Genomic DNA, 25,747 nt, shown 5'->3' with positions numbered 1-25,747 from the left:
CCACCGCGGGGGCGGGGGGTCCCCCAGATGTTTCTCCACCCCCCCCCCCGGGCCAAAAACCCGTTTTTATCTGGGGGGGCCCCCCCCGGGGGGGGGGGCCCCCCCCCCCCCCGGGGGGCCCGCCCCCACCAACCGGTCACGCGGCCGTGTAGGCCTTCGTGAGCTGGAAGGCGATCTTCCTGCCGTTGCCCTGCCCCTCCCACCAGAACCGGATGCCCTTGTGGGCGGACCAGTCATGGGCCGGCTGGTCGGCCGCGAAGTCGTGGGTGAAGCCGCCGTAGCCGCTGATGTCGTACGTACCGGAGAGGACCTTGGCGCCCTCGGGTGCGTCGGAGCGGTCGGCGAGTCGCAGGGTGGGCGGATCGTCGCTGTCGCCGCCCCAGGTGAAGATGCCCTCGGCGGGCTGTGCGGCGAAGGGCACCTCGCCCTCGAAGCGGTCGATGGACACGGGGGCGGGGACCGGGTCGTCGGCCGCGTGCGCCGACGCGAACGGGATCAGGGCGGCGAGCAGGCCGGCGGAGACGAGCAGGACGGTTCTTCGCATGGACGGGCCTTCCCCCGGCTCTGGGACTTCCCTGGACTCGTGATTCACTCACGACTTAGATCACGCCTTGAGTGAACTAGCGTCAACCCGCTGCCGTCAAGACTTCACGCCGGACCAGGGACGGTCCCAACTCACAGCCGAACGCGGGCAGTTGTTGCTTCGGCTCCTGAACGCGCATCCTCTTGACTCGGCCCCGAAGCCGTCATTTACTCACCGCTCGCACGCCCCTGTCCCCCACCTCACGAAGGGCGGCACCCGATGCACCCCTTTCCCGACAGACGCGGTTTTCCCGGCAGGCGCGGTCGCGCGCTGCGGCTGCTGCTCGCCGGACTACTGTCCACGGCGGGCCTGACGGCCCTGGGCGCCCCGGCCGCGCAGGCGGCGGGCGAGCCCGTCACCGCCTGGCTGACCACGACCGACGACTCCGGCGGGCGCCACGTGGTGCGCGGCCTCGAAGCGCAGACGCCGTTCGCCTTCCAGTCCGGCACCGGAGGCGGCGGTGAGAACATCACCGTCGACGAGAACACCCGCTACCAGACCTTCACCGGCGGCGGCGCCTCCTTCACCGACACCGCGGCCTGGCTGATGAACAGCAGCGGCGCGCTGTCGCAGGCGACCCGGGACGCGACCATGCGGAAGCTGTTCTCGCCCACGGACGGGATCGGGCTCTCCTTCCTGCGCAACCCGATGGGCGCCTCCGACCTGGCGCGCAACGGCTACACCTACGACGACGTGCCGGCCGGGCAGAGCGACCCGTCGCTCGCGAAGTTCTCCATCGCCCACGATCTGGCCGACGTGGTGCCGCTGACCCGGCAGGCGCTCCAGCTCAACCCGGCGCTCACGGTCATGGCCTCGCCCTGGACCGCGCCCGCCTGGATGAAGGACAGCGGGCAGCTCAACGGCGGCTGGCTGAAGGCGGAGGACTACGGGGCGTACGCCGCGTACTTCGTGAAGTACCTCCAGGCCTACCGGGACCAGGGCGTCCCGGTCGCCTACGTGACCGCGCAGAACGAGCCCACCTGCTGCTCCGGCTACCCCTCGATGAGCTGGAACGCCAGCGGCCTGGCCTACTTCACCAAGAGCGAGCTGCTGCCCAAGCTCCAGTCCGCGGGCCTGTCCACCAAGGTGCTGGCGCACGACTGGAACTGGGACACCTACGACTCCTACGCCGCCCGGACTGTGGACGACGCGGCCGTCCGCGCGCACCCGAACTTCGGCGGTATCGCCTGGCACGGCTACGGCGGCAACGTCGCCCAGCAGACCACCGTGCACAACCGGTATCCGCAGCTGGACGCCTTCGGCACCGAGCACTCGGGCGGTACCTGGATCGGCCACCAGCAGCGCGAGGACATGCTCAACGTCGTGGACTACACCCGGAACTGGGCGAAGTCGGTGACCAAGTGGTCGCTGGCGGTGGACCAGAACATGGGGCCGCACAACGGCGGTTGCGGTACCTGCACCGGGCTGGTCACGGTGCACAACGGCGACGGCCGGTCGGGGCAGGTCGACTACACGGTCGAGTACTACGACATGGGGCACCTGACGAAGTTCGTACGGCCGGGCGCGCAGCGGATCGCGTCCACCGCCTCCTCGGCGGTGCCCAACGTGGCCTGGCGCAACCCGGACGGCGGCAAAGCCCTGATCGCCTACAACGACGCCACCACAGCGAAGACCGTCACGATCAACTGGGGTTCGCAGCACGCCACATACTCGCTGCCGGGCCGGACGTCGGCGACCTTCACCTGGTCCGGGAAGCAGTCGGGCGGCGGGAGCCGGTCCGGCGCGTTCGTCGGGCTCGCGGGCAAGTGCCTGGACGTGGCGGGTGGTTCGACGGCGAACGGCACGGCGGTACAGCTCTACGACTGCAACTCCAGCGCGGCCCAGCAGTGGACGGTCCAGCCGGACGGGTCGGTGCGGGCGCTGGGCAAGTGCCTGGACGTGGCGTCGGCGTCGACCGCCAACGGGGCGAAGGTGCAGCTCTACGACTGCAACGGCACCGAGGCACAGCAGTGGTCGTACAACGCCTCGACCGGTGACGTGGTGAACCTCGCCGCCGACAAGTGCCTGGACGTGACCGACAACTCCTCGGCCAACGGGGCTCGGGCGCAGATCTGGTCGTGCACGGGTGCGGCCAACCAGAAGTGGCGGTTGCAGTAGGACCGCCCGGCCGGCCGGACACCGGTCGCGGCACCGGGCCGACGGCTCCCCGCGGACGTATCGTCGGGGGTTGTGAACTGCTGGCGGTTGATGCTGGTTGGGCGTGTTCTGGTGTGCATGAGTGAGCGTCGCGGCGGCGGTGTACGGCGTGGGACAGCAGTAGACGTAAGGCGACGGGAGTTCTGGTTTCGAATGCGTGACCTTTGGCCGGGGGTGGTCGTTGGGTGCGGTGAGGGGTTCTTCGGCATAGGGCGGGGTGGGCATTGGGCGGGCTGCGTGAGGTCGTGGCGTCGTTCGTGGTGCCCGGCCCGTCCGGGGTGGCGATCCGCTCGGGTCTCAAGGGCCTGACCGGGCAGGACGAGGTAGTCCTGCGCCAGGTCGGCGATCTGCTCGGCTCGCTGGCCTCCCGCGACCTGCAGGCCCGCTGCGCGGCGGGGTCGGCTCACGACAGCGCGGCGGAAGCGGGCGTTGACCGGGACCTCGTCCTCGCGGTGGGCGGGCAGTATCACCAAGGCCACGCACGATCAGTGGGCGTTGGCCCGGCGCGGGCAGCTCGCTCACCTCCAGAATCTCCGGGCAGGCGTCGAGACGATCACGCACCGGCTCGCACAGCCCGTCGGGGCCAAGGGCGCCAAGGGGGCGCCGGGCGGTTACCGCTCCGAGCGGGAGTGGTTTGCCAAGTCCCGGCGGCTGCACGTGCTTGAGGACCGGCTGGAGCAGGTACGGGCTGACTGGGAGACCGGGCGGGTGCGGGTGGTGCGCGGCGGCAAGAAGCTGCTCCGGACCCGGCACCACCTGAAGGCCGCCGGACTTTCGGAGGAGCAGTGGCGGCTGCGGTGGGAGGCCGAGAGGTGGTTCCTGCAGGCCGATGGCGAGTCCGGCAAGCGGTACGGCAACGAGACGATCCGCATCACCCCCGGCGGTGAGGTGAGCATCAAGCTTCCGGCGCCACTGGCCGGGCTGGCCAACGCGCCCCATGGCCGGTATGTGCTCGCCTGCCGGGTCGTATTCCGGCACCGCGGTGAGCGGTGGGCCGACCGCGTCGCCGTGAACCGGGCGGTGGCCTACCGCATGCACTACGACACCGGCCGAAGCCGCTGGTACGTGACCGCCTCCTGGCAGAACCCTCCGGTCAGGGCCGTGCCGCTGCGGGCGGCTCGTGCGGGTGGGCTGGTCGGGGTGGACATGAACGCCGGCCACCTGGCCGCCTGGCGCCTGGACGGGCACGGCAACCCCGTCGGCGAGCCCCGCCACTTCGACTACACCCTCACCGGCGGCGCACAGCACCGCGACGCACAGGTCCGGCACGCTCTGATCCGCCCCCTGCACTGGACCGCCCGGCACGGCCTGGCCCTCGCGATCGAGGGCCTGGACTTCGCCGCGGAGAAGACCCGGGAGAAACACGGACGCCGCAAACGGTTCCGCAAGCTGATCTCCGGGATGCCCACCGCCCACCTGCGGGCGCGGCTGGTGTCGATGGCGGCCGAGCTGTGCGTCACGGTCGTCGCCGTCGACCCGGCCTACACCAGCCGCTGCGGCGCCCAGCACTGGCAAAAGCCCCTGACCACCAAGGCGCGCAAGACCACGCGGCACGACGCTGCCGCCGTGGCGATCGGAAGGCGCGCCCTGGGACACCCGATCCGGCGACGGACGGCACCGCCCCCACACGACCGGAGCGATCGTATGGGGCATCGGACCGTCCAGGCCCGACCGGGCGTCCTGGGGCGTGAGGGACCCCGCCCCCGCATTCCCGGACCACGGACACGATCCGCCGGCGCCGGACGCGGAGCGAAAGCGGGCGACCAGTGTGCCCACAACCGTTCGGGGCACACGGCTGAGCACGAGCCCTGGCACCAGGACTCACTCCCGCTCAGTCTTTAGGAACGGTGTCCCCGTGCCCGACATGACCCCGACCAGGAGCGCCGGCATGACCACACCTCGGGACCTGTTGATCGTCAGCATGGACGTCCCGTCCGAGCGCCCCGTCGAGCAGGGCGATCTGTCGCTCGCGCTGGCGGGCGCCGAACTGGCCGACCTTCTCGCCGCCGGGGCCGCCGGCCTGGACGGCGACCGCGTCGTGCCGCTCCCCCGGCGGGACACCGGTGACCGCCTCCTGGACCAGGCGGCGGCGTCGCTCGACGACCGGCCGCCGTACGAGTCCGTCGCGGACTGGCTGTGGCGCCGCGGCGAGGGCCTGGCCGCGGCCTACATCGACGCCCTGGACGCGGAGGGGCAGCTCACCGGGCGGCGGCACCGCTGGATGCCGGCGCGCGGCGACCGGAAGGCGTCCGCCGACACACCGGCGCGGCGCGCGGCGGCCGAGCGCTGGTCCTCCCACGACCCGGTCATCGCCGGGCTCGCGGCCGCCGTGGGCATCGAGACCGAGCCGGGCGCCCCCCTCACCGCCCCGGACGACGACGCCCTGGTCACCGTGCTGGCCACCGTCAACGACGCGGTGACGGAGCTGGAGGCCGTACGGCAGCGGCGGCGCATCGAGCACGCGGCCTTCGACAACATCTGGCGCGCTCCCTGATACCCGCGCTCCCTGATACCGGGGGCAGGCCGGTCACCGCGTCGGCCGGCCGATGCCCAGCAGGTTCCCCTCGCTGTCCCGGAACCAGGCTCCGCGGTCCCCGCGCGCGCCCTTGCTCGGGTAGTTCCCCTCGACCTCGGCGATGCCGTCCCGGGTGCGGAACCCGGGCCTGTCGACCTCCTCGAAGACGACGCCGCGCCGCCGCAGCTCCGACACGGCCGCCTCGATGTTGTCGACCTCCCACGCCATCCGGGTGAACGTGCCGGGCGAGGCCCCGGTGGAGAGGAAGAGCACGAAGTACTTCTCCCCGCACCGGTACAGCCGTTCCTCGACGGGCCGCAGCCCCAGCTTGTCGGCGTAGAAGCACCGGGCCCGGTCCAGGTCCCGGGCCGGGAGCCGGGTCGTCGCACGTCCCCCCGCCAGAGAGCCGCCGTCCGGAGAGCCGATGCCGTCCGCGTCCATGTCTCCACTGTGCCGCAGCGGGCGGCGGGACGGGGTCCGTTCGGCTACTTCGCCGGTTCCACGCCCGCGCGCAGCAGGCCGTAGGTGTACGCGTCCTCCAGGGCCTGCCAGGAGGCCGCGATCACGTTGTCGGCCACGCCCACCGTGGACCACTCGCCCTGGCCGTCCGAGGTGGAGATCAGCACGCGGGTGGTGGAGGAGGTGCCGTGCTTGCCCTCCAGGATGCGGACCTTGTAGTCGACCAGGCCGAGGGAGGCGAGCTCGGGGTAGATCTTCTCCAGGGCCACGCGCAGGGCACGGTCGAGGGCGTTGACCGGGCCGTTGCCCTCGGCGGTGGCGACGATGCGCTCGCTCTTGGCCCACAGCTTCACCGTGGCCTCGTTGGCGTGGGTGCCGTCGGGGCGGTCCTCGACGATGGCCCGCCAGGACTCGACGTCGAAGTACGTCAGCGGCCTGCCCTCGGCCTCGGCGCGCAGCAGCAGTTCGAAGCTCGCGTCGGCCGCCTCGTAGGTGTAGCCCTTGAGCTCGCGCTCCTTGACCCGCTCGACCACGCGGCCGACCAGCTCGCGGTCGTCGCCGAGGTCGATGCCGAGTTCCTTGCCCTTGAGCTCGATGGAGGCGCGGCCGGCCATGTCGGAGACCAGCATGCGCATGGTGTTGCCGACCTGCTCGGGGTCGATGTGCTGGTAGAGGTCCGGGTCGATCTTGATGGCTGAGGCGTGCAGGCCGGCCTTGTGGGCGAAGGCGGAAACACCCACATAGGGCTGGTGGGTGGAGGGCGTGAGGTTGACGACCTCGGCGATGGCGTGCGAGATGCGGGTCATCTCGCGCAGCCGGCCCTCGGGCAGCACCCGCTTGCCGTACTTCAGCTCCAGGGCCGCGACCACCGGGAAGAGGTTGGCGTTGCCGACCCGCTCGCCGTAGCCGTTGGCCGTGCACTGCACGTGGGTGGCGCCGGCGTCGACGGCCGCGAGGGTGTTGGCGACCGCGCAGCCGGTGTCGTCCTGGGCGTGGATGCCGAGGCGGGCGCCGGTGTCCGCGAGGACGGTCGAGACGACCGCCTGGACCTGGGCGGGCAGCATGCCGCCGTTGGTGTCGCAGAGGATCACCACGTCCGCGCCGGCCTCCGCGGCGGTGCGGACGACGGCCTTGGCGTACTGAGGGTTGGCGCGGTAGCCGTCGAAGAAGTGCTCGCAGTCGACGAAGAGCCTGCGGCCCTCGGCACGCAGGTGGGAGACGGTGTCGCGGACCATCTCCAGGTTCTCCTCCAAGGTGGTGCGCAGCGCCAGCTCCACATGCCGGTCGTGCGACTTGGCGACCAGGGTGATCACCTCGGCGCCGGACTCCAGCAGCGCCCTGACCTGGGGGTCGTCCGCCGCCTTGGCGCCGGCCCGGCGGGTCGCCCCGAAGGCGACGAGCTTGGCGTGCCGGAAGTCGACCTCCTGCTTGGCGCGGGCGAAGAACTCGGTGTCCCGCGGGTTCGCGCCGGGCCAGCCACCCTCGATGAAGCCCACGCCGAAGTCGTCCAGGTGCCGAGCGATGGCCAGCTTGTCGGCGACCGTGAGGTTGATCCCCTCACGCTGGGCACCATCGCGCAGGGTGGTGTCGAAGACGTGGAACGAATCGTCGAGCTGGCTGGATGCGGTCATGGTCTCAAGGCTCCTGTTTGCAATCTCGGTCTTGCCGTCAATGACCGGCTCCACCGTCCCCCCAATAGTCCCTCGCGCAGCGGTCCCGGCTGTGGGTGGGCCAGGAAAACGAAAGACCCCTCGCGGGTGCGAGAGGTCTGCGCGCGGGTCGAGGACGACGATGGCCGCCCGTACCTGGTCGTACGTGGCGGTCACTGCGGACCGGCGCGCCTGCTGCCAATAATCATGGCGTACGAGAGCACGGACGCAGTTTGGCACAGTCCCGCGCCCTTCGGACATCGCGTCTCAGGATGCGGGCGTCAGCCTGGACGCCTCCGCGGCCTCCACCCGCGTCAGATCCAGGTCCCTGGTCTCCCGCATGGCGATGTAGACCACGAGCGAGACGGCCGCGCAGGCCGCCACGTACCAGAAGAATCCGGACTCCGCGCCAGCGCTCTTGAACCACAGGGCGACGTATTCCGCGGTGCCGCCGAAGAGGGCGTTGGCGAGGGCGTAGGGCAGGGCCACGCCGAGCGCGCGCACGCCCGTGGGGAACAGTTCCGCCTTCACGCACGCGTTGATCGAGGTGTAGCCGGTGACCACGACCAGGGCGAGCAGGGACAGTCCGAGCGCCGGCCAGAAGCCGTCCGCGCGCCGCAGCAGGGTCATGATCGGCACGGTCAGGACCGTCGAGCCGACCGCGAAGGTGATCAGCAGCGGTCGGCGGCCGATCCGGTCGGACAGTCGCCCGGCGAGGGGCTGGAGGCAGGCGAAGACGATCAGCGCGGTGAAGGAGACGAGGGTCGCGGTCTGCTTGGGCAGGCCCGCGGAGTTGGCCAGGTACTTCGTCAGGTACGTGGTGTACGTGTAGTACGCCACGGTGCCGCCCATCGTCAGGGCGATCACCAGGAACGCCTCCCGCTTGTGCCGCCACAGCGCGCGCAGCGTGCCGCGCTCCTCGCCGCCGGTGGCGTCGGCCTCGTACACCTCGGTCTCCAGCATGCTGCGGCGCAGGTAGAAGACCACGGCCGCGCCGAGCGCGCCGACCACGAACGGGATGCGCCACCCGTAGCTGTGCAGGGCCTCGTCGGACATGGTGCGCTGGAGCAGGATCTGCAGGCCCAGGCCGAGGATCTGGCCGGCGGTCATGGACACGTACTGGAAGCTGGAGGCGAAGCCGCGGTGGCGCGGGGCGGAGGCCTCGGTGAGGTAGGTGGCGCTGGCCGCGTACTCACCGCCCACGGACAGTCCTTGGAGCAGGCGTGCGGCGAGCAGGACCACGGCGCCGCCGTAGCCGGCGACGGCGTAGGTCGGTGCCACGGCGATGAGGACGGCGGACGCCGACATGAGGGTGACGGTCAGGGTCAGGGCCGCCTTGCGGCCCCTGCGGTCGCCGACCCTGCCGAGCAGCCAGCCGCCGACCGGGCGCATGAAGAAGCCGACGGCGAAGATGCCCGCGGTGTTCATGAGCTGGGCGGTCGGGTTCCCGTCCGGGAAGAAGGCCCCGGCGAAGTAGGTGGCGAAGCTGGCGTAGACGAACCAGTCGTACCACTCCACCATGTTTCCGGCCGAGCCGATCCAGATCTTCTTCCAGTGCTGTCGTCCCATGAGCCGTCACTGCCCCGGCCGGGCGGTGGGAACGCGCCGGAATCGGCCAAACGGAGCGGTCAGTTCAGGCGTCGTACGAAGACGTCCGGGACGCCGTTGGTGTCGTGCGGCACCAGGTCGGCGGCCGGGGAGGAGTAGACGACGGCGTGGCCGTTGCGGTCGACCGCGCGGGGAAGGGCGGTGGCGCCCGCCGGGGCCACCGGGTGCCGCCTGCCGGACGGCAGGGCGAGCAGGTCGAGTCCGCCGTCGCCGGACAGCAGCACGTGCCGCAGCGAGCCGTCGGCGGCGACCGCCGCGGTGCCGGCCACCTGCCGGACGCGTCCGGTGCGCAGGTCCTGGAGGTACGCGGTGGTCGTCCCCTCGGCCGCCGCGGCGTTGAACAGGGCGCGGCGGCCGTCGTCGGAGAGCCGGACGAGCGTGGCCGAGAAGCCGCTGCCGATGTCGGACGCGTGTCCGTCGCGGACGACGTGGATCCGTCCCTCGGTGCCCTGGCCCGTGCGGGCCGCCACGCTGTAGGCGACCGTGCGGCCGTCGGCGCTGAGCCAGGCGTCGCGGATCAGGCCCTCGGGCGGCAGGGGCGAGATCTGCCGGTCGGTTCCGGTGTCCAGGTCGCGGACGTGGAGCACGCGTGCGTAGTCGTCGCCGTGACGGTTGCCGAGGGTGTACGCCACGTGGCGGCCGTCGGCGCTGATCGCGACGGCGGTGCCCAGCTCGTAGGAGGTGTCCTGCGGCGGCTCCTCGGGCCACAGCAGCTCCGTACGTCCCGTGACCCGGTCGTACACGTACGGCTTGGGGTAACGGTTGCCGTTGGAGTAGGCGACGTAGCGGCCGTCACCGCTGAGCATCGGTCCCGTGGTGTGGACGAGGTCCTCCGGGACCTGGGTAAGCGCGCCGGTGCGCAGGTCCTTGAGGTACAGGCGGGTGTCGATGCCGCCCTCGGGGTCCGCCGAGGAGAAGACGGCGTACCGGCCGTCGCCGCTGATGACGCCGCCGCCCGACGCCGCGGTCAGCTCGCTCCCGTCGGTGGCGGTGCTGATCCGCTCGACGCGCGGCGCGGGGGGCGCGGCGACGGCGGCCGGGCCGAGCGCGAGCAGCAGGGCCGCCGCCGATACGGTGCCGGAGACTCTGCGGACGTGTGCGGCCATCGCCATGGTTCCCCCCGAACCCGGTCCCCCGGTCCCGCACCGAGGACTCCCCCGGAGTCAAACGCACCGGCCGGTCCGCGGCAATGCGCCGGTTTACGTACAACCCCTGCGGTTGGTCAGGCGTCCGCGAGCCCCGGCCGGTTCAGCGCGTCGTCGAGGAAGTCCCTTACATGGCACATGACTTGGGACCGGTCGGTGCCGCGCAGCCCGATCGCCACGTGGATGGAGAAGCCGTCGAGGAGGGCCCGCAGCCGGGCCGCGAAGCGGTCCGCGTCGACCGGCTGGAACTCGCCGCGCGAGACGCCCTCGGCGACCAGCGCGGCCAGGTCCCGGTGCCAGGCGCCCTCGATGGCGGCCTGCCGGTCGCGGGCGTCCTCGCCGGCGTTCAGCGAGCGGTTCCAGACCTCCAGCCACAGCGTCCAGTGCGGGTCGCGGTGACCGTCCGGCACGTACAGGTCGACGTAGGCGTCGAGGCGTTCGCGGACCGGGGCGGCACGGGTGAGCAGCCGGCCTCGCTCGGCCCCGAGCCGGCTCTCGCTCCACTCCAGCGTCTGCAGCAGCAGTTCGTCCTTGGAGCGGAAGTAGTACAGCAGATGGCCGCTGCTCATCCCGACCTCGCGGCCGAGCGCCGCCATGGTGAGCTGCTCCAGACCGCGGTCGGCGATCATCTCCATGGCGGCGGCGAGGACCTCCTCGCGCGGCGGCGCGGGGGTACGCCTGCGGGGCGCCGGGGCGGTGCTCATGCCGGGACCGTCCGTACGGCGCCGGGCAGGAAGTGGGTCTCGTAGGGGCCGTAGCACTCGCCGAACAGCGTCGCCACCACCACTCCGCACCCGCCGCACATCTGGTTCGGGCCCTCCTGGCCGGTGGCCCCGCAGCACCCGTGCTCCTGGCGGGCGGGGTTGTACGACAGGAAACCGGCCGTGTCCTCGGGGCCGACCACCAGGGTGTCGCGCGGCCCGGCCGACATCAAGCGCCCCGGGCCGTCGGGGTCCCCCACGCACACGCCGGGGACGGCGGCTCCCGCCCACTCCGGGTCCGGGTGCGGCACGAACGGCGCCCCGCACGGCTCGGGATCCACGGCGTACGTGCCCGGCGGCACGGTCGGCGGGGCGTGCCGCGAGCCGTCCGGGTTCTTCCGGCCGTCGTACTCCGGGCGGGGCGGCAGTTCGGGCAGCGGACGCAGCGGTTGGGTGAGGTGTCGGGCGCAGGCCGCGCAGACCAGTACGTTCACTCGTACGTTCTACCTGACTGCCCGCCGACTGACGACCGACTTCGGCTGCTGCTGGGTGATGCAGTGGATGCCACCGCCGCCGGCGAAGATGGCGCGGGCGTCGACCGGGGTCACCGTGCGGTCGGGGAAGAGCCGGCGGAAGATGCCGGCCGCCTGCTCGTCGCGCGGGTCGTCGAAGGCGCACAGGACGACGCCGCCGTTGCAGAGGTAGTGGTTGATGTAGGAGTAGTCGGCCCAGTGCCCGTCCGCCTCCAGGACGGTGGGGGCGGGGACTTCGACGACCTCCAGGGGGCGGCCGTCGGCGTCGGTGGCCGACTTCAGGATGCCGATGACCTCCTTGGTGACCTCGTGGTCGGGGTGGGCCGGGTCCGGCTGGTGGTGGGCGACGACGACGCCGGGGCGGGCGAAGGCGGCCACGATGTCGACGTGGCCGAGGGTGCCGTAGCCGTAGGGAGGGTAGTCGCCGGTCAGGCCGCGCGGCAGCCAGATCGCCTTGCGGGTGCCGAGGTGGGCGTGGATCTCCGCCTCGACCTGCTCCTTCGTCCAGTGCGGGTTGCGCTCGGGGCCGAGCTGCACGGTCTCGGTCAGCAGGACCGTGCCCTCGCCGTCGACGTGGATCCCGCCGCCCTCGTTGACGAGCGGGGAGGCGTACGTCTTCGCGCCCGCGAGGTCCGAGACATACGCGGCGATCTTCGCGTCGTGCTCCCAGCGTGCCCAGTCCTGGGCCCCCCAGCCGTTGAACGTCCAGTCGACGGCGGCGAGTCGACCCGTGCCGTCGGTCAGGAAGGTGGGGCCGATGTCGCGCATCCAGGCGTCGTCCAGATCGCGTTCGACGGTGTCGACGCCGTCGCCCAGGAGGGTGCGGGCCGCGGCCGACTGGCCGGGGCCGCAGACCACCGTCACCGGCTCGAAGCGGCGCACGGCACGGGCCACCGAGGCCCAGGCGGCGCGGGAGGCGGCGACGTCGTCGGGGGTGTCGAAGGTCGGGTTGGGACCCGGCCACGCCATCCAGGTGCGCTCGTGCGGCGCCCACTCGGCGGGCATGCGGAAGCCGTCGACGGCGGGGGTGTTCATGTCGGGGGTCCTCGCAGAGGTCACGGAGGTCACAGGAAGTACAGGCGGTTGAGGGAGACCGAGTCGGCGGGCTCGGAGCGGATCGGCTCGCCGTCCAGGGTGACCACGCCGGTGCGCTGGTCGACGTCGACGGATCCGGTACGGGAGTTCAGGCGCAGGTCGGCGGGGCCGATACCGCGGGTGCCGCGCACGGCGACCCGGCGCCGCCGGGTGGGCATCGTGTCGTGGCCCTGGTCCACGGCGGCCTGGGCGACGAACGCGACCGAGATCTCGGCCGGGGTGGCGCCGTGCGCACCGAACTGCGGGCCCAGTACGAGGGGTTCGCAGGTGTCGGTGGCGGCGTTGGGATCGCCCACCACGCCGTACGCGGGAAAGCCAGACTTCAGGACGAGTTGCGGCTTGGCGCCGAAGAACTCGGGGCGCCACAGCACGATGTCGGCCAGCTTCCCGGTCTCGATCGAGCCGACCTCGTGGGAGAGGCCGTGCGCGATGGACGGGTTGATCGTCAGCTTGGCGATGTAGCGCAGGACGCGCGCGTTGTCGTCGTCCGGGCCGTCCCCGTCGACCGGGCCCAGTTCGGCCTTCATCTTCCCGGCCATGGCGAAGGTGCGGCGCACGGTCTCGCCGGCCCGGCCCATGCCCTGGGCGTCGGAGGAGGTGATGCCGATCGCGCCCAGGTCGTGCAGCACGTCCTCGGCGCCCATGGTCCCGGCGCGGATGCGGTCGCGGGCCATGGCGGCGTCGCCGGGCAGGTCGGTCTTGAGGTCGTGGACGGAGACGATCATCCCGTAGTGCTCGGCTACCGCGTCCCGGCCGAAGGGCAGGGTGGGGTTGGTGGAGGAGCCGATGACGTTCGGGACCCCGGCCATCTTCAGCACGTTGGGGACGTGTCCGCCGCCGCAGCCCTCGATGTGGAAGGCGTGGATCGTGCGGCCCTCCAGGACGCTCAGCGTGTCCTCGACCGACAGGCACTCGTTCAGTCCGTCGCTGTGCAGGGCGACTTGTACGTCGTGCTCCTCGGCGACCCGCAGGGCGGTGTCGAGGGCGCGGGTGTGGGCGCCCATGTCCTCGTGCACCTTGAAGCCCAGGGCGCCGCCCTCGGCCAGCGCCTCGACCAGCGGGGGCGGGTGCGAGGACGAACCGCGGCCCAGGAAGCCGATGTTGACCGGCCAGGCGTCGAAGGCGCCGAACGCGTGCCGCAGCGCCCACGGCGAGTTGACGCCGACGCCCCACACCGGCCCGAACTCCTGGCCGATGATGGTGGTCACGCCGGAGGCGAGCGAGGCCTCCATGATGCGCGGCGACAGCAGGTGCACATGGGTGTCGACGGCGCCGGCGGTGGCGATCAGCCCCTCGCCGGACACGATCGTGGTGCCGGTGCCGACGACCACGTCGACGCCGTCGAGGGTGTCGGGGTTCCCGGCCCGCCCGATGGAGTGGATGCGGCCCTCGCGGATTCCTATGGAGACCTTGCGGATGCCCTGCACGGCGTCGATGACGACGACGTTGCTGATCACCACGTCGCAGGTCTCGCGGACCGCCGCCGCCTTGAGGTGCAGTCCGTCCCGTGCGGTCTTGCCGAAGCCGGCGAGGAACTCGTCGCCGTACTCCTGCGCGTCGGACTCGACCCGGACCACAAGGCCGGAGTCGCCGAGGCGGACGCGGTCGCCGGCCCGCGGGCCGTGGGTGGCCGCGTACGCGTACGGGTCGATGCTCATCGGTCGGCTCCCAGGTATCCGCAGGCGGCGGCCCGGCGCAGGGCCTCTTCCTTTGCCCCGGGCGCGTCCAGGGGCCCGTCGACGAGGCCGGCGAAGCCGATCGCGATCCGCTCGCCGCCGATCGGCACGAGGCCGACCTCGGCACTCTCGCCCGGCCCGAACCGCACGGACGATCCGGCGGGCACCGCGAGCCGCATGCCGTAGGCCCGCTCGCGCGGGAAGTCGAGGCGTGGGTTGGCCTCGAAGAAGTGGAAGTGCGAGGTGACGGAGACCGGCACGGCCGCGGTGTTGGTGACCGTGAGCCGTACGGCCGCCTCCGGCTCGGCGTGCTCCGGTCCCGGCAGCAGCGCCCCCGGACCCAGCTCGCCCAGCCCGCCCCCGGCGATCGGGTCGGAGACCACCGCGAGCCGTGAGCCGTCGTCGAAGACGGCCTCGACGTGGACCTCGGTGACCACGTCCGCCACGCCGGGCAGGACGTCGTCCGGGCCGAGCACCGTGCGGGCGCGCTCGATCGCCTCGGCGAGCCGGGCGCCGTCGCGGGCTGCCTCGCACACCGTGTCGGCGATCAGGGCGGTGGCCTCCGGCACGTTGAGCCTCAGGCCGCGGGCCCTGCGGGCGCGGGCCAGTTCGGCGGCGGTGAACAGCAGCAGCCGGTCGCGCTCGGTGGGGGTCAGTCTCACGCCGCGGCACCTCCTTGATCGCCAAATTGGAACAACACTCTAAACGCGAAATTCAAAGAAAGGAACCGTTGACGGGTGAGCGATTCAACCGTCACATTGAACGTCGCTCTAACTCTCAGGCGGCCGTCGAAGGAGACCTTGCATGCCGATAGAACAGCGCGGAGTCGACACCATCCCCGAGGAGGAACGGACCAGTGGTCCGCGCGATCTGGTGTCGATCCTGCTGGGGTCCAATCTGTGTCTCGGCGTGATCATCTTCGGCTGGCTGCCGCCGTCGTTCGGGCTCGGCTGGTGGGCCTCGGTCAGCTCGATCGTGGTGGGCACGGTGGTCGGCACGCTGTTCACGGCCCCGCTCGCGCTGGTCTCCCTGCGCACCGGCACCAACCTGTCGACCTCCTCCGGCGCCCAGTTCGGCGTGCGCGGCCGGCTGGTCGGCTCGGTGGTCGGGCTGCTGCTCGCCCTCGGCTACACCGCCCTGACCGTGTGGATCGGCGGCGACGTGATGGTCTCCGTCCTGCACCGGCTGTTCGGACTGACGCCGAGCGCGGCCTCGTACGGCGTCGTCTACACCCTGCTCGCCGCGGCGACCGTCACGGGCGCGGTGTACGGCTACCGGGTGCTGCTCGCCATGTCCCGCGTGCTCGCGATCGGCATGACCGCCCTGCTGATCCTCGGCGTGATCGCCTACGCCCCGCACTTCACCACCGCCGCGCTGCCCGAGGCCGGCGGCTACTTGCTGGGCGGCTTCTGGCCGACGTGGTTCCTCGCGACGGTGGCCGCGGGACTGTCCGGTCCGATCGCCTTCATCACCCTCCTCGGCGACTACACCCGCTACATCTCCCCCACCCGGTACTCCTCCCGCCGGGTGCTGCACGCCACCTGGCTCGGCCTGATCCTCGGCCTGCTGGTCCCGCAGCTGTTCGGCACCTTCACGGCCTACGGCGCCCGCGCCGCCCTCGACTACGCCGGGCCGCTGGTGGACGCCTCCCCCACCTGGTACCTGATCCCGCTGCTGCTGTCCGCCTCCGCGGGCTCGGTCGGCAACGCGGGTCTGATGCTGTACTCGATGGGCCTCGACCTGGACGCCATCCTGCCGCGCGCCTCCCGAGCCCGCGCCACCTACACGGTCGCCGTCGTCGCCACGGCCTGCGTCTTCGCCGGCCACTTCGCCTGGGACGCGCAGTCGGCGATGACCTCCTTCGTCCTCCTGCTCACCGCGATCGGCACCCCGTGGGCGGTCATCACCCTCATCGGCTTCGCCCGCTGCCGCGGGGTGTACGACGCCGACGCCCTGCAGGTCTTCAACCGGCGCTCCCGGGGCGGTGTCTACTGGTACCGGTCCGGCTGGAACATCCAGGCGACCGTCTCCTGGGCGGTGGGCGCCGGCGCGGGCCTGCTGGCGGTGTCCCTGCCGTCGTACGAGGGACCGCTGCTGTCCCTGACCGGCGGCGTGGACTGCAGCTTCCTGCTGTCGGGAGCCGTCGGCGGCCTGGTCTACCTGCTGCTCGCCCCGCGGCCCGAGCCGACGGTCCACATCGAGGCCGCGAAGGAACCGGCCCACGCCGACATCGGGGTCTAGGCCCTGTCGGAAGAGACCGGGAAGCACGCCGCCAACGGCCGTTCCCCGCTCGCCGGTTCGCGAAGCCGGCGAACGGCGGACGGGGAACGGGGAGGCGGGAAACGGCCGGTGAGGCGAAGGGCCGGGCGGGCGCCTACGCCAGCGCGTGCATCCAGCCGTGCTTGTCCTCGGTGACGCCGCGCTGGATGTCCAACAGGGCCCGGCGCAGTTTCATCGTGACCTCGCCGGGCTCGCCGCCCGACTGCTTCCACTCGGCGCCCGTGCGCTTGACGGTGCCGACCGGGGTGATGACGGCGGCCGTGCCGCAGGCGAAGACCTCCGTCAGCGTGCCGTTCTCGGAGTCGCGCTGCCACTGGTCGATGGAGACGCGGGCCTCCTCGGACTCGTAGCCGAGGTCGCGGGCGACCGTCAGCAGCGAGTCACGGGTGACGCCCTCCAGGATCGAACCGCTCAGGGACGGCGTGACGATCTTGTCGCCGTACACGAAGTACAGGTTCATACCGCCGAGTTCCTCGACCCACTTGTGCTCCACGGCGTCGAGGTAGCAGACCTGGTCGCAGCCCTCGGCGGCGGCCTCGGCCTGGGCGAGCAGGGAGGCCGCGTAGTTGCCGCCCGTCTTGGCGTCGCCCATGCCACCGGGGACGGCGCGGACGCGGTCCTCGGAGGCCCAGATGGAGACGGGCTTCACCCCGCCCGGGAAGTACGCGCCGGCCGGGGAGGCGATCACGAGGAACAGGTACTCGTTGGCGGGCTTGACACCCAGCCCGACCTCGGTGGCGATCATGAACGGGCGCAGGTACAGGGACTCCTCGCCGCCGTGCGCCGGGACCCACGCCTTGTCCTGCCGGACCAGGACGTCGCAGGCCTCGATGAACGTCTCGACGGGCAGCTCGGGCATGGCCAGGCGGCGGGAGGACGCCTGGAAGCGCCTGGCGTTCTTCTCCGGGCGGAACGTGGCGACCGAGCCGTCGGGCCGGCGGTAGGCCTTCAGGCCTTCGAAGATCTCCTGCGCGTAGTGCAGGACGTGCGTGGCGGGGTCGAGCGAGATCGGCGCGTACGGAACGAGCTGGCCGTCGTGCCAGCCCCGGCCCTCCGTCCACCTGATCGTCACCATGTGGTCGGTGAAGTGGCGGCCGAATCCGGGGTTGGCCAGGATCGCCTCCCGCTCCGCGTCGGAGAGCGGGTTGGCCGAAGGCTTGAGCTCGATCGTGGGCGTCGTCATGAGTGAGTGTCCTTCACCGAGTTTGTTGTGACAGGCCGCGCTCACGCCCGTACGGCCGGATGGCCTGAGCCAGGACGTTCGAGCATTCCCTCATACCGCGGCTCCGCGTTCGATTATCGCGCGGAGCCGACGGCGGAAGAAAACGGGGTGAATGCGGCCCAGGGACTGATGGTGGCACCCGACGGCGGACAGGGGGAAGCCGCCGGGCGCGGATGCGACCCGACGGCTTCGAAGTTTCGAGAGGCGGCCGGGTCAGCCCGCTACTCGTACGCGGAGCGCGTCGCCGATCTCGGCGGTGGTGCGCGCGGGCAGCGCGCCGCGCTCCGCGAGGTCGGCGGAGACGGCGTCCTCGATCCGGGCCGCCTCGGACTCGTAGCCGAGGTGGCGCAGCAGCAGGGCGACGGACAGGACCGTGGCGGTGGGGTCGGCCTTGCCCTGACCTGCGATGTCCGGGGCCGAGCCGTGGACGGGCTCGAACATGGACGGGAAGTCGCCGCTCGGGTTGATGTTGCCGGAGGCGGCGACGCCGATGCCACCGGAGACGGCTGCGGCGAGGTCGGTGATGATGTCACCGAAGAGGTTGTCGGTGACGATGACGTCGAACCGCTCGGGCTGGGTCACCAGGTAGATGGTGGCCGCGTCGACGTGGATGTACTCGGTGGCGACCTCGGGGTACTCCTCGGCCACCTTGTTGAAGATGTTCGTCCACAGGTGGCCCGCGAAGGTCAGCACGTTGTTCTTGTGGACCAGCGTGAGCTTCTTGCGCGGACGGGCCTGGGCGCGGGCGAAGGCGTCGCGGACCACGCGCTCGACACCGAAGGCCGTGTTGACGGAGACCTCGGTGGCGACCTCGTGCTCGGTGCCCTTGCGGATGGTGCCGCCGTTGCCCGTGTACGGGCCCTCGGTGCCCTCGCGGACGACGACGAAGTCGATCCGCGGGTCGCCCGCCAGCGGGGTGGCCACTCCCGGCAGGAGCTTGCTGGGGCGCAGGTTGACGTGGTGGTCGAAGGCGAAGCGGAGCTTGAGCAGGAAGCCGCGCTCCAGGACGCCGGAGGGCACCGACGGGTCGCCGATGGCGCCGAGCAGGATGGCGTCGTGCCGCCCCAGCTGCTCCAGGTCGGCGTCGGTGAGGGTCTCCCCGGTGGCGTGGTAGCGCCGGGCGCCGAAGTCGTACTCCTTGGTCTCCAGCTTCACATCCTGCGGTAGGGCGGCGGACAGGACCTTCAGGCCCTCGGCCACGACTTCCTGGCCGATTCCGTCACCGGGGATCACTGCGAGATCGATGCTGCGAGACATGCCGGCACCCTACTCCTCGTCCCATGAGATGACACGGAGCGTCCGCGATCCGGACACCCCGGGGAGACTCCGGGACCTCAGTGACCCGTCTGGCCGCCGTTGTCGCGGCGGTCGAGGGCGCGCTGGAGGGCGGCGGCGGCGTTCTTGCGGTCGGATTCGCTGGTGCGCGGGATGTGGCGGACGCGGCGGCGGACGGTCGTCTCGGGCATGGGAACGACTCCTTCGAGCAGCACGGAGTACGGAAAAGAAGACTGACGAGACTCCCCCACTGCCTAATGGGCGTGGGCGGCACCCCCCGGAAGGGGCGGAAAGCCTGCCGCAGGGGTGACCTGCACGGGCCCGGCTCACGACCGCCATTCGCTGGATCAAGCGAGACGCTCGGTTCCTACAAAACTAAGTGAGGACCGGGCGCCTGTCTCCACAATTACTCGGACTTCCTACTATCTGAGACAGTGGATTGGGTCCCACCCCCCTGACCTGGGCTTTTTCCTCTACCCGAATGGCTCCGCCCCCGGTCCGGAGGGGTGCTTCCGGAGCGGGGGCGGGGTTCAGGGGTGCCGCGCGGGCGTCAGCCCATGTGCGGGTAGGAGTAGTCGGTCGGCGCGACCAGGGTCTCCTTGATGGCGCGGGTCAGGGTCCAGCGCATCAGGTTCTGCGGGGCGCCGGCCTTGTCGTTGGTGCCGGAGGCGCGGCCGCCGCCGAAGGGCTGCTGGCCGACCACGGCGCCGGTCGACTTGTCGTTGATGTAGAAGTTGCCGGCCGCGTAGCGCAGCTTCTCCATCGTGTACGCCGCGGCGGCGCGGTCGCCGGCGATGACCGAGCCGGTCAGGGCGTAGTCCGACACCGACTCCATCTGGGTCAGCATCTCGTCGTACTTCTCGGCCGAGCTGTCGTCGTAGACGTACACCGCGAGGATCGGGCCGAAGTACTCGGTCGTGAAGACCTCGTTCTCCGGGTCGGTGCACTCGATGACGGTCGGGCGGACGAAGTAGCCGACCGAGTCGTCGTAGGTGCCGCCCGCGACGATCGTGCAGGACGGGTCCTCCTGGGCCCGGTCGATCGCCGCCTTGTTCTTCGCGAAGGAGCGGTCGTCGATGACCGCGCCGATGAAGTGCGACAGGTCGGTGACGTCACCCATGGTCAGGGAGTCGACCTCGGCGGCGAACTCCTCCTTGAAGCCGGAGTTCCAGATCGACGCCGGGATGTAGGCGCGGGAGGTGGCGCTGCACTTCTGGCCCTGGTACTCGAAGGCACCGCGGGTCAGCGCGGTCTTCAGCACCGCGCGGTCGGCCGACGGGTGGGCCACCACGAAGTCCTTGCCGCCGGTCTCGCCGACCAGGCGCGGGTAGGCGCGGTACTTCTCGATGTTGTTGCCGACCGTCTTCCACAGGTACTGGAAGGTCTTGGTCGAACCGGTGAAGTGGATGCCGGCCAGTTCGCGGTGGTTCAGGGCGACCTCGGAGACCTCGATGCCGTCACCGGTGACGAGGTTGATGACGCCCTTGGGCAGGCCCGCCTCCTCCAGCAGCTGCATGAGCAGCACGGCGGCGTGCGTCTGGGTCGGGGACGGCTTCCAGATGACCACGTTGCCCATGAGGGCCGGCGCGGTGGGCAGGTTGGCCGCGATCGCCGAGAAGTTGAACGGCGTGATCGCGTAGACGAAGCCCTCCAGCGGACGGTGGTCCATGCGGTTCCACACGCCCGGGGAGTTGGCCGGGGGCTGCTCGGCGAGGATCTGGCGGGCGTAGTGGACGTTGAAGCGCCAGAAGTCCACCAGCTCACAGGGGCTGTCGATCTCGGCCTGCTGCGCGGTCTTGGACTGGCCGAGCATCGTGGAGGCGGCGATCGTCTCGCGCCAGGGGCCGGACAGCAGCTCGGCGGCGCGCAGGATGATCGCGGCACGGTCGTCGAAGGACATCGCGCGCCAGGCCGGGGCCGCGGCCAGGGCGGCGTCGATCGCGTCCTGGGCGTCGGCCTTCGTGGCGTTGCGGTAGGTGCCGATGACGGCCTTGTGGTTGTGCGGCTGGACGACCTCGAAGGAGTCGCCGCCGCCCATGCGCTTCTCACCGTCGATGGTGCAGGGCAGGTCGATCGGGTTCTCGGCCAGCTCCTTGAGCTTGGCCTCCAGGCGGGCGCGCTCGGGCGAGCCGGGGGCGTAGCCGTGCACCGGCTCGTTGACGGGCGTGGGGACCTGGGTCACAGCGTCCATGGGTTCCGAACTCCTTGACTTGAGCGGTGTTGCGAGCGGGGTGCGGAGGCTCAGCCCTTGCTGACCATCGAACGGAGGAAGAAGCGCAGGTTGGCCGGCTTCTCCGCGAGGCGGCGCATGAAGTAGCCGTACCAGTCGGTGCCGAAGGCGGTGTAGACGCGCATGCGGTGACCCTCGGCGGCCAGGCGCAGGTGCTCGTCGCTGCGGATGCCGTACAGCATCTGGAACTCGTACTCGTCGAGCTTACGGCCGGCGGTGCGGGCCAGTTCCTGCCCGATCGAGATCAGGCGCGGGTCGTGGGAGCCGATCATCGGGTAGCCGTCGCCCTCCATCAGAACGCGCAGGATGCGGACGTACGCCTTGTCGATCTCGTGCTTGTTCTGGTAGGCGACCTCGGCGGGCTCCTTGTAGGCGCCCTTCACCAGGCGGACCCGGCTGCCGTTCGCGGCGAGGCGGCGGGCGTCGGCCTCGGTGCGGAAGAGGTAGGCCTGGATGACACAGCCGGTCTGCGGGAAGTCCTTCCGCAGTTCCTCGTGGATGGCGAACATCGAGTCGAGGGTGGTGTGGTCCTCGGCGTCCAGGGTGACCGTCGTGCCGATGGCGGCGGCGGCCTCGACGACCGGGCGGACGTTCTTCAGCGCCAGCTCGTGGCCGTGCTCCAGGGCCTGGCCGAACATGGACAGCTTCACGGACATCTCGACCTTCGGGCCGAGCTCCAGGTCCTTGATCCGGTCGATCAGCTCCAGGTACGCGTCCCGTGCGGCGGCGGCCTGTTCGGGGGTGGTGATGTCCTCACCGACCACGTCCATGGTCAGTTCCAGGCCCCTGCCGGTGAGGTCCTCGATGATCGGGACGATGTCGCCCACGGTCTCGCCCGGGATGAAGCGGTCGACGACCTGCTTCGTCCCCGGGGCCGCCGAGATCAGGCGTCGCATCCGGTCGCTGCGCGACGCGGCGAGAATCACGGGACCCAGCACGGGGCACCTCCACACAAACAAGCAACAAGGCCGCAGCCCGACGGTTCGGGGGCGGCACGGAGAACCACCGTGAAAGTAAAGGTTTCCTCAGATCGTCGGCCATCGACAGCTGTCACGCATCCGCGCACCTGATCTCAGACAGATGTATGAAGGCCCTGCGGAAATGCGGGAGAATGCCCGAGTGACATCCAGTTACAAGGGTGACTACCAGGAGCTCGTCGACGAGATCTCGGAGCTGCTCGGCGCGCCGGCCACCCTGGAGAACCGGAACTTCGAGCTGATCGCCTTCGGCGCCTACGACAGTGAGGGCGACCTGGATCCGTCCGCCCTGGACCCGGTGCGCACCCGCTCGATCCTCACCCGCCGCTCCACGGCGGCCGTCCGCCACTGGTTCGAAAGCTTCGGCATTACCCGGGCGACCGGTCCGGTGCGGATCCCGCGGACCCCGGAGGCGGGCGTGTACCGGGGACGGATCTGCCTTCCGGTCCGCCATCGGGGCGTCGTCCTCGGTTACGTCTGGCTGCTTGACTACGAACCCGGTCCCACCGAGCAGCAGCTGGCCGCGGCCATGCTGGTGACCGGGCGGATCGGCGCGCTGCTGGCGGACGAGGCCCAGCACGGCGCGGACCTGACCCGGGAGCTGCGGGCGGTGCTGACCGCCGAGCCGGGCTGGCCGCAGGACATGGCGGTGGCGGAGCTGCGGACGGCCCTGGGCGTCCGCGCGGACGGACCGCACACGGTGGTGTGCGTGGCCCCCTGGCCGTCGGCGGACCCGGACGACGCCCCCTCGGTGCGCACCCTGCCCGGCGCCAGGGCCCTGTGCGCGATTCCCTGGGGGACGACCGGCCAGAGCCTGGTGCTGCTGGTCAGCCTGCGCGCCACGGACACCCTGACACCAGCGGTGTCGGCGGCGACCCGCCTGCTGGAGCGGGCGGCCGCGTCGGGGCCGTCCGGCGGAGGTGGCGGCGGGGTGGCCGCGGGGATCGCCGCGGCGCGGACGGGGCTCGCCGAACTGGGTACGGCGTGGGCGGAGGCCTCGGCGGCGGCGCGGGCCGCGCTGGCGGAGCCGCGGCTGGGGCCGGTCGCGCGGTGGGCGGCCATCGGGCCGTACCGCCTGCTCACCGGGCTTCCGCCGGAGGCCGCGCACGATCCCGCCCTGCACGGGCTGCTCTCCCCCGCCCACCGGGAGCTGGCCCGCACCGCCGAGGTCTACCTCGACTGTGCGGGGCAGGCCGGGCGCACCGCCGCCGAGCTGGGCATCCACCGCCAGACCCTGTACTACCGCCTGTCCCGGGTGGAGCAGCTGACGGGCCTCGACCTGGATGACGGCGAGGACCGGCTGCTGCTGCACATGGCACTGAAGGCGGCGCGACTCTAGGAGGCGGCCGCGGTCCCCGCGATCACCCGGCGCAGTCCTTCGGTGAGCTGCTCGGCGTGGGTCGCCGAGTCGGGGTCGAAGAGCCACTGCACCATCAGCCCGTTGAGGAGGGTCATGTAGAACCGGCCCTCCGTCTCGACGGTCTCCTTGTCGAGTTCGCTCTCCGGGATGCCGGTGAACAGGGAGGCCAAACCCGAACGCCCGTCCCGCTGAGCCTCGCCCAGCATCCGGCGCACCTCCGGAATCCGGTCGCCCTGGAGAACGAGCTCGAAGCTCAGCAGCCAGATCGCCCGCGACTCGGGAAGCGAACCGATGACGTTCGCCCACACGCCCCGGAAGCGCTCCAGCGACCCCAGGGGCGCCGTCTCCGCGCCACCGGCGCCCCAGCCCTGGCCCTGACTCTGGCCTTGGCCCTCCTGGGCCTCCCCCACGCCTTCGATCAACGAGACGTAGGCCTGGACCAGCAGCGCGTCCTTCGAGCCGTAGTGATAGCCGATCGAGGCGAGGTTGGTCCCCGACTCCTTGACGATGTCGCGCGCGGTCGTGCGCACGAACCCCTTCTGCAGCAGGCAGCGCTTGGCGCCCTCGAGCAGGTCCTCACGGTGTCCCATGCCGACCAGCCTACCCGCGATCCATACAGCCGTCCTAGACGCATGACTTATACAAATGTCCTAGACAAGCGTTTAAGACACTCGTACATTACTGAGCATGACGAACTCGACGAGCACCACCACGACCCCGTCCGCGAACCCGCCGCGCGCCGGGCGCCGCGAATGGACCGCTCTCGGCGTGCTGATGCTGCCGCTGCTGCTGGTCTCGATGGACGTCTCGGTCCTGTACTTCGCCATCCCGGCGATCAGCGCGGACCTGGAGCCGAGCGGTACCCAGCAGCTGTGGATCTTCGACATCTACGCCTTCGTCCTGGCCGGCCTGCTGATGACGATGGGCTCGCTCGGCGACCGCATCGGCCGCCGCAGACTGCTGCTGATCGGCGCCGCCGCCTTCGGAGCCGCCTCGCTGGTGGCGGCGTACGCGGGCAGCGCCGAAACCCTGATCGCCGCCCGCGCGGTCCTCGGCATCGGCGGGGCGACCCTGATGCCGTCCACGATGGCGCTGGTCCGCACGATGTTCACCGACCCCGCCCAGCGCGCGAAGGCCATCGGCATCTGGTCCGGTGTGATGACCGCCGGGATCGCGCTCGGATCCGTGCTGAGTGGCGTGCTGGTCCAGTTCTTCTGGTGGGGCTCGGTGTTCCTGGTCAACCTGCCCGCGATGGTGCTGCTGCTGGCGCTCGGCCCGTTCCTGCTCCCCGAGTCGAAGAGTTCCGAGCCGGGCCGCTTCGACCTGCTGGGCGTGCCGCTGTCCATGGCGGCGGTGCTCCCCGTGATCTACGGCCTGAAGAAGATCCCGTCCGAGGGCGCGCATCTGCTGTACGTCGTCTCCGTCGCCGTCGGACTGCTCTTCGCCGCCCTCTTCGTCCGCCGCCAGCGCACGGCGGCCTCGCCGATGATCTCGCCGGCCCTGTTCCGCGGCCGGGGCTTCGCGCCCGCGGTGGTCCTCAACCTCGTCTCGTCCTTCGCGATGTTGGGCTCGGCGTTCTTCACCACGCAGTACCTCCAGTCGGTGCTCGGCAAGAGCGCGATGGAGGCGGCCCTGTGGGCGCTGCTGCCGTCCGTGCCGATCGGGATGGCCGCGCCGACGGCCGCCGCGCTGGTCCAGAAGGGCGTGAACCGGGCCTACGTCGTGACGGCGGGCTTCGCGATCGCCGCGGTGGGCTACGGCCTGCTGGCCCTGGCCGGCACGGACTCGCTCTGGCTGGTGCTGGTCGCGGCCGGGGTCCTCGCCTCGGGCATCGTGACGGTGCTGTCCCAGATGACCGACCTGGCGCTGAGCGCGGCCCCGGTGGAGAAGGCAGGCGCGGCTTCCTCGCTGCTGGAGACCGGCGCGGAGTTCGGCGGCGCCCTGGGTATGGCGGTCCTCGGCTCGATCGGCACGGCGATCTACCGCCATGGGGTTCCGTCCTCCGCCCCGGCGGCGGCGCACGAGACCCTGGGTGGCGCGCTGGCCGTCGCCCGGCAGGTGCCGGGGCGCGCGGGAGACGCCCTGGCCACCGCCGCCCGGGAAGCCTTCACCAGCGGGATGCACGGCGCGGCGCTCACCGGGGCGGCGGTCCTGCTCCTCGCGGCGGCCGGTGCGGCGACGACACTGCGCCGCATCCACGTCAGGGAGGCGGCAGCGGCGGCCGCGGAAGTCGAGGTGGCGGAGGCTGCGGCCTGAGAGCCGTCCACAGCACAGGAAAACGC

At 71.4% G+C, this 25,747-nt stretch carries 20 protein-coding genes and 2 pseudogenes; 6 read left to right on the top strand and 16 right to left on the bottom strand.

The annotated features are described in order from the left end of the window. Positions 1 to 160: 160 nt before the first annotated feature. A pseudogene (locus ABZ818_RS20620) lies at positions 161 to 544 on the bottom strand (carbohydrate binding domain-containing protein); the annotation flags it as partial. A 258-nt stretch (positions 545 to 802) separates the two neighbouring features. Here ABZ818_RS20620 and ABZ818_RS20615 point away from each other — a divergent pair. From ABZ818_RS20615 to ABZ818_RS20605, 3 genes and pseudogenes are all read left to right on the top strand, one after another. Then, positions 803 to 2,701, top strand: coding sequence for a ricin-type beta-trefoil lectin domain protein (locus ABZ818_RS20615; RefSeq protein WP_361416304.1), 1,899 nt, complete (start codon positions 803 to 805; stop codon positions 2,699 to 2,701). 263 nt (positions 2,702 to 2,964) lie between these two features. Next, positions 2,965 to 4,582: pseudogene (locus tag ABZ818_RS20610) on the top strand (IS200/IS605 family accessory protein TnpB-related protein). A gap of 46 nt (positions 4,583 to 4,628) precedes the next feature. Next, a complete protein-coding gene (locus ABZ818_RS20605; RefSeq protein ID WP_361416302.1) occupies positions 4,629 to 5,234 on the top strand; it encodes a GPP34 family phosphoprotein in 606 nt (201 codons plus the stop codon). 33 nt (positions 5,235 to 5,267) lie between these two features. Here ABZ818_RS20605 and ABZ818_RS20600 read toward each other — a convergent pair whose 3' ends face one another. From ABZ818_RS20600 to ureA, 9 genes are all read right to left on the bottom strand, one after another. Further along, positions 5,268 to 5,696 carry a VOC family protein gene (locus tag ABZ818_RS20600; RefSeq protein WP_361416300.1) on the bottom strand — a complete coding sequence of 143 codons (429 nt, stop codon included), beginning with the start codon at positions 5,694 to 5,696 and terminating at the stop codon, positions 5,268 to 5,270. A gap of 44 nt (positions 5,697 to 5,740) precedes the next feature. Next, positions 5,741 to 7,345 carry a citramalate synthase gene (gene cimA, locus ABZ818_RS20595; RefSeq protein ID WP_361416298.1) on the bottom strand — a complete coding sequence of 535 codons (1,605 nt, stop codon included), beginning with the start codon at positions 7,343 to 7,345 and terminating at the stop codon, positions 5,741 to 5,743. A 285-nt stretch (positions 7,346 to 7,630) separates the two neighbouring features. Further along, positions 7,631 to 8,932 (bottom strand): MFS transporter, encoded by a 1,302-nt coding sequence (locus ABZ818_RS20590; RefSeq protein ID WP_361416296.1) that lies wholly within the window; start codon positions 8,930 to 8,932, stop codon positions 7,631 to 7,633. A gap of 59 nt (positions 8,933 to 8,991) precedes the next feature. Continuing rightward, positions 8,992 to 10,077 (bottom strand): hypothetical protein, encoded by a 1,086-nt coding sequence (locus ABZ818_RS20585; protein ID WP_361416294.1) that lies wholly within the window; start codon positions 10,075 to 10,077, stop codon positions 8,992 to 8,994. Positions 10,078 to 10,193: 116 nt separating this feature from the next. Then, the gene (locus ABZ818_RS20580; RefSeq protein ID WP_361416292.1) at positions 10,194 to 10,820 is read right to left on the bottom strand and encodes a TetR/AcrR family transcriptional regulator; all 627 of its coding nucleotides are present in this window, start codon (positions 10,818 to 10,820) and stop codon (positions 10,194 to 10,196) included. After that, positions 10,817 to 11,311, bottom strand: coding sequence for a hypothetical protein (locus ABZ818_RS20575; RefSeq protein ID WP_361416290.1), 495 nt, complete (start codon positions 11,309 to 11,311; stop codon positions 10,817 to 10,819). Before ABZ818_RS20575 ends, ABZ818_RS20580 begins: the two co-directional genes overlap by 4 nt. Positions 11,312 to 11,320: 9 nt before the next feature. Next, positions 11,321 to 12,385: an agmatine deiminase family protein gene (locus ABZ818_RS20570; protein ID WP_361416288.1), complete on the bottom strand. Its 1,065-nt coding sequence runs from the start codon at positions 12,383 to 12,385 to the stop codon at positions 11,321 to 11,323. Between the two features lie 29 nt (positions 12,386 to 12,414). Beyond that, positions 12,415 to 14,103: an urease subunit alpha gene (locus tag ABZ818_RS20565; protein WP_361416286.1), complete on the bottom strand. Its 1,689-nt coding sequence runs from the start codon at positions 14,101 to 14,103 to the stop codon at positions 12,415 to 12,417. Then, positions 14,100 to 14,783 (bottom strand): urease subunit gamma, encoded by a 684-nt coding sequence (gene ureA, locus ABZ818_RS20560; RefSeq protein ID WP_361416284.1) that lies wholly within the window; start codon positions 14,781 to 14,783, stop codon positions 14,100 to 14,102. Before ureA ends, ABZ818_RS20565 begins: the two co-directional genes overlap by 4 nt. A 142-nt stretch (positions 14,784 to 14,925) precedes the next feature. Here ureA and ABZ818_RS20555 point away from each other — a divergent pair, with 142 nt between their 5' ends. Continuing rightward, positions 14,926 to 16,362, top strand: coding sequence for a cytosine permease (locus tag ABZ818_RS20555; RefSeq protein ID WP_361416282.1), 1,437 nt, complete (start codon positions 14,926 to 14,928; stop codon positions 16,360 to 16,362). 133 nt (positions 16,363 to 16,495) lie between these two features. On the opposite strand, the gene ABZ818_RS20550 is transcribed toward ABZ818_RS20555, so the two are convergent. The 5 genes from ABZ818_RS20550 to ABZ818_RS20530 all read right to left on the bottom strand — a co-directional run bounded on the left by ABZ818_RS20550 (position 16,496) and on the right by ABZ818_RS20530 (position 22,066). Then, positions 16,496 to 17,584: a branched-chain amino acid aminotransferase gene (locus ABZ818_RS20550; RefSeq protein ID WP_361416280.1), complete on the bottom strand. Its 1,089-nt coding sequence runs from the start codon at positions 17,582 to 17,584 to the stop codon at positions 16,496 to 16,498. 252 nt (positions 17,585 to 17,836) lie between these two features. Beyond that, positions 17,837 to 18,880: a 3-isopropylmalate dehydrogenase gene (locus tag ABZ818_RS20545; RefSeq protein WP_361416278.1), complete on the bottom strand. Its 1,044-nt coding sequence runs from the start codon at positions 18,878 to 18,880 to the stop codon at positions 17,837 to 17,839. A gap of 77 nt (positions 18,881 to 18,957) precedes the next feature. Next, positions 18,958 to 19,089 (bottom strand): hypothetical protein, encoded by a 132-nt coding sequence (locus ABZ818_RS20540; protein ID WP_141358068.1) that lies wholly within the window; start codon positions 19,087 to 19,089, stop codon positions 18,958 to 18,960. 359 nt (positions 19,090 to 19,448) lie between these two features. Further along, the gene (gene pruA, locus ABZ818_RS20535) at positions 19,449 to 21,089 is read right to left on the bottom strand and encodes an L-glutamate gamma-semialdehyde dehydrogenase (protein ID WP_361416276.1); all 1,641 of its coding nucleotides are present in this window, start codon (positions 21,087 to 21,089) and stop codon (positions 19,449 to 19,451) included. Between the two features lie 50 nt (positions 21,090 to 21,139). After that, entirely contained in the window at positions 21,140 to 22,066 is a 927-nt protein-coding gene (locus ABZ818_RS20530) for a proline dehydrogenase family protein (RefSeq protein ID WP_361416274.1), read from the bottom strand. Positions 22,067 to 22,229: 163 nt separating this feature from the next. Between ABZ818_RS20530 and ABZ818_RS20525 the strand changes: the two genes are divergently transcribed. Beyond that, positions 22,230 to 23,444: a helix-turn-helix domain-containing protein gene (locus tag ABZ818_RS20525; RefSeq protein WP_361416272.1), complete on the top strand. Its 1,215-nt coding sequence runs from the start codon at positions 22,230 to 22,232 to the stop codon at positions 23,442 to 23,444. Here the strand turns inward: ABZ818_RS20525 and ABZ818_RS20520 are convergent. Continuing rightward, positions 23,441 to 24,055: a TetR/AcrR family transcriptional regulator gene (locus ABZ818_RS20520; RefSeq protein ID WP_361416270.1), complete on the bottom strand. Its 615-nt coding sequence runs from the start codon at positions 24,053 to 24,055 to the stop codon at positions 23,441 to 23,443. The genes ABZ818_RS20525 and ABZ818_RS20520 overlap by 4 nt on opposite strands. Positions 24,056 to 24,152: 97 nt before the next feature. Here ABZ818_RS20520 and ABZ818_RS20515 point away from each other — a divergent pair, with 97 nt between their 5' ends. Beyond that, entirely contained in the window at positions 24,153 to 25,721 is a 1,569-nt protein-coding gene (locus ABZ818_RS20515) for an MFS transporter (protein ID WP_361416268.1), read from the top strand. The last annotated feature ends 26 nt before the right edge of the window (positions 25,722 to 25,747 follow it).

Origin of the sequence: Streptomyces sp. NPDC047453 (genome assembly GCF_040643155.1) — a bacterium.
Lineage (GTDB): Bacteria > Actinomycetota > Actinomycetes > Streptomycetales > Streptomycetaceae > Streptomyces.
This window is presented reverse-complemented; position numbering and strand designations above follow the sequence as displayed.